Genomic DNA, 14,737 nt, shown 5'->3' on the forward strand with positions numbered 1-14,737 from the left:
TGTACTGATTTATTCACTGAGTAAGGCCCATAACTGACGCTTTTGCGCACTAGATAATTGCTCTGAGGGTAAGTACAGCGAAGCATCTTGAATCTCAATGTGCTGTGCTATAAACACATTGTTCAATTCGCGCGTTGTCGCAAGTTTGATATCTTCCCACAATACAGAGTTAAGATGACAGGGCTGCTGTGTTTCGCCCCCATTAAGTTCACCGTCACTTGCACTATAACGATTATTCAAAACAAGCGGTGTGATATCTAAGATTTCAGCATACAAAGAGTGCATAATTGCCTGTTGTACTGAGTATTAATAAGTTTGGAATATACTGCTTTAAAGAATATAAAGCAAAAATAAAGAAGAAGTGGCAGGGGCGGCAGGACTCGAACCCGCAACCATCGGTTTTGGAGACCGCTGTTCTACCAATTGGAACTACGCCCCTGCAATGTCGACGCATTATAAAGAGGTTTTCCTAAAGGTAAAGAAAAATTATCAAAAACCCGTTTAACTGCTTCTAAAATAAACAAAAGGGCGAATATTACATAATTCGCCCTTAGATTTAGACTAAATTGAGTGCTGGAATGATTATTCCCACTCTATCGTCGCTGGTGGTTTACCTGAAATATCGTATACCACACGAGAAATACCATCGATTTCATTGATAATACGGTTAGACACCTGACCTAAGAACTCATAAGGTAAGTGTGACCAACGCGCCGTCATAAAGTCGATTGTTTCAACGCAACGTAGTGACACAACCCAATCATATTTACGCGCATCACCCATAACACCTACAGAGCGAACCGGCAAAAATACCGTAAATGCTTGTGAAACTTTATGGTATAGATCCGCTTTGTGTAGCTCTTCAATGAAGATTGCATCGGCACGGCGCAATAGGTCACAGTACTCTTTTTTGATCTCGCCCAATACGCGAACACCCAAACCAGGACCTGGGAAAGGATGACGGTATAGCATGTCGTAAGGCAAGCCTAGCTCTAGACCAATCTTACGCACTTCGTCTTTGAACAATTCACGTAATGGCTCTACTAAGCCCATTTCCATGTCTTCTGGTAGACCGCCTACGTTGTGGTGTGACTTGATCACGTGCGCTTTGCCTGTCGCTGATGCAGCTGATTCTATTACATCAGGGTAAATGGTACCTTGTGCTAACCATTTAGCATTTTTAAGCTTGCTCGCTTGCTCATCAAAGACCTCAATAAAGGTATGACCGATAGATTTACGCTTAGCTTCTGGCTCATCAATACCTTCAAGCGCTTTTAAGAATCGCTCTTCTGCATCAACTTTAATGATATTTAGACCAAACTTGTCACCGAACATATCCATAACCTGCTCGCCTTCGTTTAAACGAAGTAAGCCGTTATCAACAAATACGCAGGTAAGCTTCTCGCCAATTGCACGGTGAATAAGCATCGCAACAACAGATGAATCCACACCACCTGACAGGCCAAGGATCACTTCGTCATCCCCGACTTGCTCTTTGATACGCTCAATTGCATCTTCGATGATCTGCGCCGGTGTCCATAATTTCTCACACGCACAAATATCAATCACAAATCGCTCTAAAAGACGCTGCCCTTGTTGAGTATGAGTAACTTCTGGGTGGAACTGCACACCGTAGAAACGCTTCTCTTCCCATGACATTGCCGCGTGAGGACAGGTTTCTGTTTTTGCAGTAGTTACAAAAGTATCTGGAATTTCAATAACTTTATCGCCATGGCTCATCCACACATCAAGATAATCCAAACCATCTTCGATATGATCTTGGATTTGATCAAATAGCTTACAGTTACCGACCTTTTCAACACGTGCGTAACCAAACTCTTTTTTGTCTGAGCTATGTACTTGGCCACCCAACTGCATCGCCATCGTTTGCATGCCGTAACAAACACCCAATACAGGCACACCTGCGTTAAATACGTATTCAGGTGCACGCGGGCTATTTTCTAACGTCGTTGACTCAGGCCCGCCTGATAAAATAATGCCCTGAGGATTAAACTCACGGATCTGCTCTTCGGTAACGTCCCAAGCCCATAGCTCACAATATACGCCGATTTCACGTATACGACGTGCAATTAGCTGAGTGTATTGCGAACCAAAGTCTAAGATCAAAATGCGGGAATCGTGGATGTCTTTGCTCATTGATAATCTCGTTAGTTAGTAAACGACTAAATTCAGTAAAGCACAAATACCGTGCTTTACTTGAAATTAAGAAGGGCTAGCAATCGCTAGCCCACTTTTGAGTGTTAGCCCAGACGATAGTTAGGGGCTTCTTTGGTGATCTGTACATCGTGTACATGAGACTCACCCATACCGGCAGATGTGACACGTACAAACTGCGGTTTAGTATTTAGTTCGGTAATCGTTGCGCAACCGGTTAGACCCATAGCACTGCGAATACCACCCACCTGCTGGTGAATAATTGTGGCGATAGGACCTTTATAGGCAACACGCCCTTCAATGCCTTCTGGCACTAACTTGTCCGCTTCATTTGATTTTTGGAAGTAGCGATCTGATGAACCTTCTTTTTGATTCATCGCACCTAACGACCCCATTCCACGGTAAGATTTGTAGTAACGACCTTGATAAAGCTCAACTTCACCTGGAGACTCTTCAGTTCCCGCTAACATTGAACCCACCATGACACATGATGCACCAGCTACCAGCGCTTTTACGATATCACCAGAAAAGCGAATACCACCATCGGCGATAACCGGAATATCGCGACCTTTTAAGCCTTCAACAGCATCCGAAATTGCAGTGATCTGCGGTACACCACAGCCTGTTACGATACGTGTTGTACAGATAGAACCTGGGCCAATCCCCACTTTTACGGCATCAGCACCGGCATCAGCCAACGCAATTGCACCTTCTGCGGTTGCAACGTTACCTGCTACGATTTGCAAGTCTGGGTACGCCTCACGCGTTGCTTTAACTCGGTCGATTACACCTTGAGAGTGTCCGTGTGAAGTATCAATTAGCAATACGTCAACACCCGCTTCAACTAGCGCAGCAATGCGTTCGTCGGTTCCAGCGCCCACTCCCACTGCCGCACCCACGCGTAAACGGCCTTGCTCATCTTTACAAGCGTTAGGTTTGTCTTGGGCTTTTTGGTAGTCTTTAACCGTGATCATGCCTCTGAGTTTAAACGCATCATCAACCACTAGGATTTTTTCAATACGATGCTCATGCATTAAACCTAAGATTTCTTCGCGAGAAGCACCTTCTTTTACCGTTACCAAGTTCTCTTTGGTGGTCATAACGGTTGAAACGGGTTGATCAAGTTTGGTTTCAAAACGCATATCACGGCTAGTAACAATGCCCTCTAACTGGTTGTCTTTGCCAGTTACTGGAAATCCTGAAAAACCTTTTTCTTCTGCTAATGCGTTTGCTTGAGCAATCGTTAAATCAGCAGAAACGGTCACCGGAAAAGATACAATCCCCGCTTCGTAAGCTTTAACTTTACGTACGTTGCGAGCTTGCTCTTCTATGGTCATGTTCTTGTGAATAAAACCAATACCGCCTTCTTGCGCTAGGGCAATAGCAAGGCGAGCTTCTGTCACTGTATCCATAGATGCAGAAACAAGAGGCAGGTTTAGTTTAATACCACGCGTCAATCGCGTTGATAGATTTGCTGTATGAGGTAAAACAGTAGAATGTGCAGGAACTAATAGCACATCATCAAAGGTTAGGGCTTCTTTTGCAATTCTTAGCATGGTTGCGGTTTCTCTCACGTGGAACTGAGTACAAGGAATTGCGGCGAAATTTTATCAGCGTTCCTTGGTGGAGTAAATAAAATTTCGCAAAAAATATGATAAAGTAGCGGTGAATTTTTTATGGAGCGTTCTATGTCATTGTCAGGCTTTCATTCTGGTGCCTCATCAACTTACACCGTTTCTCGGCTAAATAGAGAAATTAGAAGCATTTTGGAGCAAGGTTTTGCTGCAATTCGTCTAAGCGGTGAAATTTCTAACTTTGTGGCCCCCGCTTCCGGACATTGGTATTTTTCTTTAAAAGATGACAAAGCGCAAATTAAAGCAGCAATGTGGCGCGGTAATAATCGTTACTGCCAGTACAAACCGACCAATGGCGCACAAGTAGAAGTACATGCTCGGGTTTCTGTGTATGAGCCAAGAGGTGATTACCAGCTAATTGTAGAAAAAATGGAGCCCGCGGGTGAAGGGTTACTGAAACAACAATTTGATGAGCTGAAAATGCGTTTAGCCGCCGAAGGCTTATTTAGCAGCGATCATAAAAAGCCAATACCAACTCAGATCAATAAAGTTGGGGTGATCACCTCAGCCACTGGCGCTGCAATTAAAGATATTTTAACCGTACTCAAACGCCGCGCACCACAACTAGAGGTCATCATCTATCCTGCTCAAGTTCAAGGGAAAGAAGCACATGTACAGTTAATTGAAAAATTGCATGTAGCAAATCAACGTGCCGAGGTAGATGTGCTTATCATTGGCCGAGGCGGTGGCTCACTGGAAGATATGTGGTGCTTTAATGAAGAGCCGCTAGCACGCGCGATTTTCGCCAGTCGATTGCCAGTTATCAGTGCCGTTGGCCATGAGATAGACACAACCATTAGCGATTATGTTGCAGATCTTAGGGCCGCCACGCCATCTGCTGCCGCCGAGCTTGTCAGCCCTGACCAAACAGCCTTACAGCAACAACTTATGCAGTATAAGCGTGCGCTACACATGCAGGCACTACAAGCTATCAAGCAAGCTAAACACTATTGCGCTACGCTCGAACAACGACTCAAGCTACAACATCCAGAAAACCAATTACTACAACAGCAACAAAGAATCGATGAGTTGTCGAGCCGCTTGAGTCGAGCATTTTTACAAATGCAAAATCGACGCAACGCTCAACTCGATATGGCAAAACAGCGGTTAAGCCACCAGCACCCTAAGCGACAACTACATGACAGTGCTGGGCGACTACAACAGCTAACAAACGCGCTTGTTCAAGCAATGCAAAAGCAACACCAGCAGCGTCAAAATCAATTGGCTCTTTATGCTGCTAGGCTTGATAGCGTGAGTCCTTTGAGTGTACTTGCCCGTGGTTATAGCATTACCAAACAACAAGGGTTAGTTGTTAAGTCCGTTACACAAGTTAACGCACAACAGCCACTGGTCACGCGACTGTACGATGGCGAGATCCACGCTCAAGTCATCGATATAAAATCTTATTAGTCTTTGACTTCTTGAGTGCTTAGAAAGATCTGCATTCGTTGATCTGTAGAGGTAGAGGTGCTTATGGTGAAACGTTTAAACCAAGGTTGAGCAAATAGCTTTTCGCTCACCTCACGCCAATATGACGCATCAAACTCTTGAATATTGCCAGCAGGTACCAGTTCAATTTGGCACACTGTCGACTTACACCCGTAGCTCTGTAGTGCCACCATATGGCTTAAATCATTTTGATAAAGAAAGTCGTTGATCTGCAATTCTTGGTCATCAGCCCACAATGCATCACGACTTTCCTGCTGATACTGCTGTGATAACTGCGTATTCAAGTCGCTATTGGGTACCTGCACTGCCGCGCTATCTTTTTGTTGCCGCATAAATGACAGTTGTTGTTGGAGCTCGAAGTTCTGCTCATTTAATTGCGCAATGGTGCTGTTTAGAGCCTCTATTTGTAGCGCGATTTCAGGCTGCTCAGAAGTAGTTTGTAGGGGCTGTGGTTGAGGGTTATCCCGCGTCTGTACATCTGGCGCAATAACACTCTGTTTCTCAGCTGCTGTGTGAATGCTCACAGGGGGAGCGGCCAACCACAACCGCTCCACCATGATCCCCAATGCGAAGGCTATCAAGAATAAAACAATACCTATCAACCCTCGCATGATGCATCCATTAGATCATGGCACTGGTTTGCGACTCATTCTTCGGGTCGTCACTATCTTCTAAGAAGTTTTGATTCATACTCTCTGCTGGGCAAGGACTACAAGGCTTACCAACCACTTTAGCAGGTACGCCAACCACAGTTGTGTGGGGCGCTACTGGGCTTAGCACCACGGAACCTGCGCCAATGCGCGCACCTTCACCGACTTCAATATTCCCTAATACTTTTGCACCAGCGCCAATTAGTACACCAGCTCTGATCTTAGGATGTCGATCCCCTTGTTCATTACCCGTACCACCAAGCGTCACTGATTGTAATATCGAGACATTATCTTCAATCAGTGCAGTCTCTCCAATTACGATACCGGTTGCGTGGTCAAACATGATGCCGTGACCCACTTTACACGCGGGGTGAATGTCCACACCAAATACTTCAGACGTGCGGCTTTGGATAAATCGTGCTAGTTCTTTGCGGTTTTGTCGCCATAAACAATGCGCCAATCTATGTGCTTGAATGGCGTGAAAGCCTTTTAGGTTTAACATCACCGTAAGATAACTGTCCGCGGCTGGGTCACGGTCTTTAACCGCTTTAATGTCATAGGCAACATGAGTAAGCATATTGTCACAATCAACAAAGGCTTGATCGAATAACTCACGAATTGTAAATGCTGATACCACCGCATCGGCCAATTTATTAGCCACGATAAAACTTAGGGCAGCGCCCAAACATTCATGATTCAAAATACTTGAATATACATGACTGGCTAGCAATGGCTCGTGGCTAACAAGCTCTTTTGCTTCGGCGCGAAGTTGTTGCCATATTTCATGACGCATAGCGATACCTTTATTCAATTTAACACCAGAGATTCTAACGACAAAACACCTAGAGGTGTTACCGTAATAAAAAACTATATAGTAATTAGTTATAACAAAGTGCTATTTGCCACGCAACGTACGCTTATGACAGCTTGACAATTAAAAAAGCCGCACATAATGTGCGGCTTTTATTAATCAATCAAAGGTTTTGCTTATTCGAACACAGAGCTAACTTCAAGTACTTCAATATTCTGCTTAGGAATATCTAACTTGTATGATGCTATGTGCTTGTCTTCTTGTAACAATTGATCTGGCTTTTCAGAATTGTAGCTCAACGGCGAAGGTGTTTCTTGTGCTAAGCGCTGTGCCATGTCTTTACCATCTCCCGTTACGAATACGTATTGAATATGTTCCGTTTGCAAGTTTTCTCGGATCACACGGTTCACATCTTCAACACTCAAGCTTGCCAATTGCTTGCGTACATAATCAACAAACCCTTCAATATTATAAAATTGACTGTCCATCGCGTAACCAAGTTGACGGTCCTGACTTGAAACCAGTTGGGCCACATAGTTGGTGAGGAAGTTTCGAGTTGCAACAAAGTCTGCTTCGTTCATCCCTTCCTTAATGAGTTTATCTAGCTCGAATAAGGCCACTCGAGTTGCAAAATGCGCGTCATTGTTCGAGCGTAATGGACGTAACCAAACCTGAAATATTTGCTCAGAACGGCCCAAGTTTGCATCAGGTACAGTTTGGAACATACCACGCGGGAAATACTCAATGTAGGCGTAATCGCCATAGTTCATGCCGCGCGTTTCTCTAATTCGCTGATATAGGAAGCTGTTTGAGTTTCTATGCTCTCCAAAATAAGAGCGAACTAACCAAAGTGCAGTCCAGTCTTTATGACTGCGAATGGTATCAATTGGAAAACCAAACGATACTGCGGTTGATTTAGCACTTTTCTCAACAATGGTGGCATGACGCCCTTGCAAAGCAGGCGCATCAGGAATGTCTAAACGTGTCTCATCGCCTTTCGGTAACTTAGCCAAGTCCGCAAATAACTTCGCTTTAATATCCTCTGGCATATCACCTGTGATACCAACATTCAGTTTAGCCTGAGTTAACTGCTGATTATAAAAGGCTTTGACGTCTTCTAATGTTAAGGCTTCGAGATCAGACAAGTCACCGAAGTTATAACTTTCATAAGGGTGTCCTTGATATAATTTGTGATAAAGCACTTCTTTGCCTAGTTCTTCGTCATTTGACGATTTCAAACCCGCCTTGATGTTATCCAGTATCTCTTTTTTCAAACGACTGAAGTCATCGGCTCTAAACCCTGGATTAAGCAACTGCTCACTGACCAAGCTATACCATTGTTCAATATTATCTTTATGAACGCGACCACGTAATGACAGCATTTCTTTATCAATTTGATAGTTGAAAGAACCAGCAATTGGATACATTGCCTTTTGGATTTCTTTATATGCTTTATTTTGTGAGCCGCCATTGGCAATCATAGCCGCAGTCATTGCCGCCAGTCCTTTCTTCCCTTGAGGATCTGCTGCCGCCCCTGTGTAGAAGAGTAAATTAACATCAACAAGTGGTGAGCTATTACTTTTATCTACCACATTAAAATGACGTGTGACGGGTTGATTTGCTTGCTCAACAAGTGCTTGAAGTGACACCTCACTATCAAACCCGTCAATTGAGTCAAGGGCAGACATAGTCACAGTTGTGCGGTTAGAGTCCACAAAATATTTGTTGGCTATCGCTTTGATATCCTCAGCGGTGATGGCATCTGCTGTCGCATAAAGCTGATTAATCACTTCAGGGTCGCGTTCAAAGTGCATATATTCGGCTAACCTTGAAGCGATGGCTCCAGATGAGTCCAATCCATTAATAAAACTGTATTTTCTGTTCGATTTGAGGGCATTTAGCTTGTCTTCATTAACAAGCTCTGTGCGCGCCTTGGCATAAGTTTGGTTAATGGCGTCACGCACTGTGACTAAATCCTCAGCATTTTCGACTTTAACAAACACATGTCGCAAACCAGGGTCTTTCGTCTCTGGGTTATAAGTGAGCATTTGACTAGCAATTTGCTTCTCTACCACTAGTTGTTGATATAGCTCAGAAGTTTCTGAGAAATAAAGATCGGAGATGAGATCAAGAGCCGCTCTGTCTTTCGTTTCACTTTGCCATGCAGAGCCTTTGTAAGATACAAGTAGCCAATGACCTGGCAGGCCTTCACTTTGTTTATGTACATATTTAGGTGCATTCTGCTTTGGCTCCTGTGGCACCTTTGAAACATAGTCTCCACGCTCCCAACCACCCCAGTGCTTCTTCACCATAGCAATGGTCTCTTGAGGGTCAACATCGCCGACAATCACTAAGGAAACGTACTCTGGGTTATAAAAACGCTCAAAGAAAGTTTGACCATAGGCCATTTGATCTGGCATGGCTTCGATGTCTTCAAAAAAGCCCATTGTGGTGTGCTTGTATGTATGCTTATCAAAAGCTTCTTTACGCACCGCTGACAACAACTGACGCAGTGGGTTGGCATTGTTCTTTAAATACTCCCCTTTTACGGTCAACGCCTCGGTGCGAAATTGCGCTTCGGTGTAAGTCAGATTTTGAAAAATGTCGGCTTCTATCTCTAGTACTTTATCTAAATGTTGTTTAGAAAAGCTCAGGTAATAATTGGTGTAGTCGTTGGTGGTATAAGCACGGTTGTCCACCCCTGAGTTTTTCAAAATATCGGCATAAACATCTTTAGGATATTTCTTTGAACCTTTAAACATCATGTGCTCAAAGAAGTGCGCAAAGCCCGTGCGCCCCTGTTCAACTTCATCTCGTGAACCAACCGATACAGGAATATGTACTGAAACAACGTCCGGATAGTCTGTTTTAACCACCATCACGCGCAAACCATTTTCTAATTCTTCTAATACGTAGTCTTGAGAGAATACTTTGTTATTTGCTTGTGCTTGTACGGTATTTGCCGCCTGGTTACCAGCATTGCTAACGCAGCCTGCCAAGGCCAGTGTTACGGCAAGACTTGTTGCCAAAAGTTTAAATTTCATAGTGTTCCCTGAATTTGTTATCTATTGTCTGCACTGTCACGGTTGTTAAGTGCTTATTTCAAAGACCATTATGCAATAATTTTTTATTTCGTTGCCATTTATGAGCAAAAATTCTGTAAACAAATATGTTAACAGACCAATAAAGGCGCATTCGAACTTGAATTAAATTCATATTCATTGAATAACTTTCAATAAAAAAATCTATCTAGACGTCTAAATGGCTGCTATATTATCCTCTATCGACACACATTGAGCTGGGATGAGGATCATGGCGTTATCACTGCAAGAGAAAATATTAGACCCAAACCAAGGGGTATACTTGATCGGAACTACTCCACCAAAAGTAGATACCGATAGCACGAAACTAAAAAGCATCGCCAAAAAACTGCTCGGTCGCCTACACGAAATTGAATATGACGGAGTGGTGGTTTATGACATCCAAGATGAAAGCAGCCGCACGCAAGTACCGCGCCCTTTTCCGTTTAAGCACACCGTCGATCCTTGTGAGTATTCTCAGTTGATCAGTGAACTGTCGCAATTGGACGTCATCACTTATAAAAGTGTGGCACAGCGTGAAGCCAGTGAATTTAGCGACTGGCTAGATGACACCAAAAAGCAATATGGTCTGAAAAATTTGGTCTTGGTTGGCAGTCCATCATCTACAGGTGATATCAAACTTAGTTTATCTGAAGCCTATGCAACACTCGCGGCGCACCAAGAAAAGTTTTTCTTAGGGGGGGTGACCATTGCTGAGCGTCACGCAAGCAAACGAAACGAGCATGAAAGGTTGCTGGAGAAAGTCACCCAGGATGTGAGTTTTTCATTTCTCAGGCAGTTTATAATGCACAGGCCACCATAGACTTGATCACCAGCTATGCACGCTCATGCAAACAACAGGGGCTTACGCCTAAACGTATCATTTTGACGTTTACGCCGTGTGGCGGAGAGAAGACACTCGACTTTATGCAGTGGTTGGGGATCTCTGTACCGGAAGCGACCAAGTGGCGCATATTAGATGCCGATAATTCTTTAAGCGAATCTATTCGTATTTGCCGTGAAAACCTAGATCAAATCTTAAGAAGCTGTGCTCATTTAGATGTGCCGTTGGGTTTAAATATTGAGAGCTTAACAAACCGCAAAGAGGAAATTGACGCATCTATTAACTTGTATCGCCTACTCAAAGCGACGATGGAACTAACGCTTGCTGAAAAGCAAATAGCATAAACAAAAAAAGCACAACACAGTGCTCTTTTTGTTTATGGCTGTTAGTTAATAAATTAACGACGCCGCGTTGAACGTTTGTTTAATATGCGTTTTTTATCTCTTTGCTTACGAGACTTTGTCGAATTTTTGCGGTTATCTTTGGGCTCTTTGGTTAAATCTGGCTCATAACCTGGTAACCATTGTGGCGTTAGTCGCTCATCCAGCAACACCTCAATCTCCTCGAGCAGCCATTGCTCATCAATGCTAACCAAAGAGATAGCATGCCCAGCATTACCGGCTCGCCCTGTACGACCAATGCGGTGAACATAATCCTCTGCAACATAAGGAAGCTCGGCATTGATCACATAATCCAAGTCAACTATATCCAAGCCTCTAGCAGCAACATCCGTCGCTACCAGCACTCGCGTTTTACCACTTTTAAACTGCTCAAGCGCTTTGTCTCTGGCTCCTTGAGACTTATCGCCATGAATAGCAAGCGTTGCTAAGCCATCTTTATTCAACTCTTTGGCTAAACTATCCGCCATATTTTTAGTGCGAGTAAATACCAACACCTGCTGCCAGTTATTTTTACCTATCAAATGAGACATCAGCTCCCGCTTTCTGTCTTCATCCACCGCATAAAATACTTGTTCTACCTTTTGTGCAGCACTGTTTTCTTTATCTATGCTGATCCGTTTAGGATTTTGTAACCATTGTTTTACTAGGCTTTGCACCTGTTCATCAATGGTGGCAGAAAATAATAACGTTTGTCGCTGTGGCGGTAAATGACGCATGACACGTTTTATTTCACCAATAAACCCCATATCCAAAATTCTATCGGCTTCATCAAACACCAGATACTCAACCTGCGCCAGTGATAAAGTCCCTTTGATCAAATGATCGAGTAATCGACCAGGTGTAGCCACAACCACATCCGCACCTGCCCTTAGCGCTTTTTCCTGAGGACCAATATTCGCCCCACCATATAGGCACACTGTTTTGAGCGTCGTACATTGAGCATAACTTTGCGCGCTTTGGGCAACTTGCTGTGCAAGCTCTCTGGTCGGTGTCACGACCAGTGCTCTGACACTCCCCTGCTGTTCGGCGCTCGCCAACAACCGATGTAAAATTGGCAGCATAAAAGCCGCTGTTTTACCCGTTCCAGTTTGTGCCGTTGCAACTAAATCATGCCCAGCTAAGAGCACCGGAATACACTGTGTTTGTACCGGTGTAGGTGTGGTGAAATTAAGTTTATTAAGGGCTTGAACGAGTTCATCAGAAAGAGATAACGCTTGGAATGACATGGATAAACCAGATATAAACGAAGTTGGTGGCAGTATAGCAAAAGCGCGCATAGGATGCGCGCTTTAGATATTGACGATTAAAGTGTGGCTTTTCTATCGTTATAGTACTCTATCAAGTCATCAACCATCTCTTGGCAATAGTCTCGAATGCCCGAAACCAACATGTGCTTTTCGCCATAGCCGACCTTCAGCCCTTCGCTGAGTAAATTAAAGCGCAAGATGATTTTGCCGCGTTTGCCTTCGTAGTTAAACTCGGGTGTCGACGCTTCGAGCTCTAAGGTGGTTACATCCAATTTATCCAAATGGATAGCCATCGATTCATAAATAACCATAGGGCGCGCAGGGTTAATCATAACCTGCTTTTGTGCCATCAGTGGAATAATGACGTGCGGGAAGGTAGTACCTGAGAATTCAACATAATTCTTCGTCAAACTATCAATCAACGTTTGGCACTGATTATTAGCCCCATCTCTTTTTACTGAGAGCATCACTTTGTCATTAGAAGTGATATCAAATGCCTCACTTCCCGCAGGGAAATCTAACTTGGATGTTTCATCAACCATTCCTGCAAACGTAAAATGCATGTTCTCACTGACACCATATTTTGCTAACACCAGTGCAAATAATAAGTCTCCAGGCACACAGAATTTTTTCGCATCCACATCATGCAAAGGGTTAAAATCATCAGCTACACGTTTGGCAAACTCACTACCTTGCTCACGGCTGATCACAACTTGCTCACCATCTTGCTGGAAAAATTGACTTAACATAGACCTTTTCTTTCACGACTAAAAACCGCGCTATGTTAACAGAATATGGCTTGCTAGAGGTCATATCTGTTTAATTTTCTGCATAATAAAAAAAGCCACAATAATAGTATTGTGGCTTTTTTAAATAATATCAGAACGTTATATTAGTCTTGTGGGAAATCTCGATAAGCTTTCTCAAGCTTCTTCGCTTGCTTTTTAGAGACCCCAATGTGTGCCAATGCAACTCGCAAGCGAGCACGAGACAGATCTGAGCCCAAAATCTCCATCGCATCAATCACCGATGTTGATGACTGCTTACCAGTAATAGCAACAAAGATTGGTTCCAAGAAATCTTTAATCTTCAACTCGTGGAAGTTAGCAACAGCTTTAGCCGTAGCGAAAATTTCTGATTTATTCCAGCTACGTAATCCTTCTAACTGCCAAATGAAGAATTGTAATGCTTGGCGAACTGTCTCTTCGTCCGTTTTACCCGCGGTGAGAAGCGCAGCATCATACTCTGGTTGCCCAGAAACGAAGTGCCCAGCCAAGTCGACTAAATCAGACAGAGTATTAATACGTGCTTTCGCTTCTGGCAGAATGCGCGCCAAGGTCTGAGCGTTAAACTTCCAATCAACAAAACGTTGGATCAGCTCTTCATCGGAAAGGTTTTCGCGGATCCATAATCCATTTAGCCAACTGAGCTTATCAACATCAAATACCGGACCACCAAGAGAGACTCGTTTCATATCAAAGTGTTCGATCATCTCAGCAAGTGTGAATTTTTCACGCTCATCGGGCATAGACCAACCCATACGACCAAGATAATTTAATACCGCCTCAGGTAAGAAACCCATCTCTTTGTAATAGTTGATCGACGTAGGGTTTTTACGCTTAGATAACTTTGACTTATCAGGGTTACGTAATAGCGGCAAATGACCCAGTACAGGTGGTGTCCAGCCAAAATCTTCGTATAGCTTTAATAGCTTAGGCGCTGAGTTGATCCACTCTTCACCACGGAAAATATGGCTGATCTGCATGTGGTGATCATCCACTACGTTGGCTAAGAAATAGGTCGGGAAACCGTCCGCTTTTAGCAATACCTGCATATCAACGTTTTCCCATGGGATTTCAATCTCGCCACGTAGATAATCATTGAACTTGAACGTGCCCTCACTGGGGATCTTCATACGAATAACATACGGCTTGCCAGCCGCTAGATTTTCTTTCACTTGCTCTTCGCTCAGCAATAAGCCTCGACCGTCATATTTAGGACGTAAGCCTTCAGCCATTTGCTGCTCGCGCATCTCATCAAGTTCTTCAGCGGTGGCAAAACAATAGAATGCTTTGCCTTGTTCAACCAATTGATGCGCATATTTCTTGTAAAGTTCGCTACGCTCTGATTGACGATAAGGGCCAAACTCTCCGCCCACATCTGGACCATGATCCCAATTCAACCCTAACCAACGTAGGCTATCCATTATCGCCTGCTCAGACTCTTTCGTACTGCGTACCTGATCAGTATCTTCGATACGTAAAACAAACTCGCCGCCTTGCTGCTTAGCAAAACAGTAGTTAAAAAGGGCAATATAAGCGGTACCTAAATGCGGATCACCTGTCGGTGACGGGGCAACACGAGTACGGATAGTCATGGTGTTTCTCTTTAAATGTCAGACAATAGATTATGGGCGGCTATGCTAGCATAACCGCGGGGTATCTCA

General features: G+C 43.8%; 10 protein-coding genes, 1 tRNA gene and 1 pseudogene. 2 read left to right on the forward strand and 10 right to left on the reverse strand.

The annotated features are described in order from the left end of the window. Positions 1 to 9 precede the first annotated feature (9 nt). From C2M32_RS15270 to guaB, 4 genes are all read right to left on the reverse strand, one after another. A complete protein-coding gene (locus C2M32_RS15270; protein WP_105169159.1) occupies positions 10 to 285 on the reverse strand; it encodes a hypothetical protein in 276 nt (91 codons plus the stop codon). A gap of 77 nt (positions 286 to 362) precedes the next feature. Continuing rightward, positions 363 to 439 (reverse strand) — tRNA-Trp (locus C2M32_RS15275). Positions 440 to 582: 143 nt separating this feature from the next. Further along, positions 583 to 2,157, reverse strand: coding sequence for a glutamine-hydrolyzing GMP synthase (guaA, locus tag C2M32_RS15280; protein ID WP_105169160.1), 1,575 nt, complete (start codon positions 2,155 to 2,157; stop codon positions 583 to 585). Between the two features lie 104 nt (positions 2,158 to 2,261). Beyond that, positions 2,262 to 3,731 carry an IMP dehydrogenase gene (guaB, locus tag C2M32_RS15285; RefSeq protein WP_105169161.1) on the reverse strand — a complete coding sequence of 490 codons (1,470 nt, stop codon included), beginning with the start codon at positions 3,729 to 3,731 and terminating at the stop codon, positions 2,262 to 2,264. A 132-nt stretch (positions 3,732 to 3,863) separates the two neighbouring features. Between guaB and xseA the strand changes: the two genes are divergently transcribed. Continuing rightward, on the forward strand, positions 3,864 to 5,219 hold the full coding sequence (gene xseA, locus C2M32_RS15290) for an exodeoxyribonuclease VII large subunit (RefSeq protein ID WP_105169162.1): 1,356 nt from the start codon (positions 3,864 to 3,866) through the stop codon (positions 5,217 to 5,219). Here xseA and C2M32_RS15295 read toward each other — a convergent pair. From C2M32_RS15295 to C2M32_RS15305, 3 genes are all read right to left on the reverse strand, one after another. Further along, positions 5,216 to 5,869, reverse strand: a complete 654-nt coding sequence (locus tag C2M32_RS15295; RefSeq protein ID WP_105169163.1) for a hypothetical protein — start codon at positions 5,867 to 5,869, stop codon at positions 5,216 to 5,218. The two genes, xseA and C2M32_RS15295, sit on opposite strands and share 4 nt — an antisense overlap. Before the next feature lie 10 nt (positions 5,870 to 5,879). Continuing rightward, complete coding sequence (gene cysE / locus C2M32_RS15300; RefSeq protein WP_105169164.1) at positions 5,880 to 6,701, reverse strand: serine O-acetyltransferase; 822 nt, start codon at positions 6,699 to 6,701, stop codon at positions 5,880 to 5,882. A gap of 194 nt (positions 6,702 to 6,895) precedes the next feature. Next, a complete protein-coding gene (locus tag C2M32_RS15305; RefSeq protein WP_105169165.1) occupies positions 6,896 to 9,763 on the reverse strand; it encodes a M16 family metallopeptidase in 2,868 nt (955 codons plus the stop codon). Between the two features lie 268 nt (positions 9,764 to 10,031). Here C2M32_RS15305 and C2M32_RS15310 point away from each other — a divergent pair. Beyond that, positions 10,032 to 10,987 (forward strand): annotated as a pseudogene (locus tag C2M32_RS15310) (methylenetetrahydrofolate reductase). Between the two features lie 53 nt (positions 10,988 to 11,040). Here the strand turns inward: C2M32_RS15310 and C2M32_RS15315 are convergent. The 3 genes from C2M32_RS15315 to gltX all read right to left on the reverse strand — a co-directional run bounded on the left by C2M32_RS15315 (position 11,041) and on the right by gltX (position 14,668). After that, positions 11,041 to 12,270: a DEAD/DEAH box helicase gene (locus C2M32_RS15315; protein ID WP_105169322.1), complete on the reverse strand. Its 1,230-nt coding sequence runs from the start codon at positions 12,268 to 12,270 to the stop codon at positions 11,041 to 11,043. A 77-nt stretch (positions 12,271 to 12,347) separates the two neighbouring features. Continuing rightward, a complete protein-coding gene (locus C2M32_RS15320) occupies positions 12,348 to 13,040 on the reverse strand; it encodes a DUF3581 family protein (RefSeq protein WP_105169166.1) in 693 nt (230 codons plus the stop codon). A gap of 143 nt (positions 13,041 to 13,183) precedes the next feature. Next, on the reverse strand, positions 13,184 to 14,668 hold the full coding sequence (gltX, locus tag C2M32_RS15325; protein WP_105169167.1) for a glutamate--tRNA ligase: 1,485 nt from the start codon (positions 14,666 to 14,668) through the stop codon (positions 13,184 to 13,186). Between the last annotated feature and the right edge of the window lie 69 nt (positions 14,669 to 14,737).

This window comes from Pseudoalteromonas sp. T1lg23B (genome assembly GCF_002964665.1).
Taxonomy (GTDB): Bacteria; Pseudomonadota; Gammaproteobacteria; order Enterobacterales; family Alteromonadaceae; genus Pseudoalteromonas.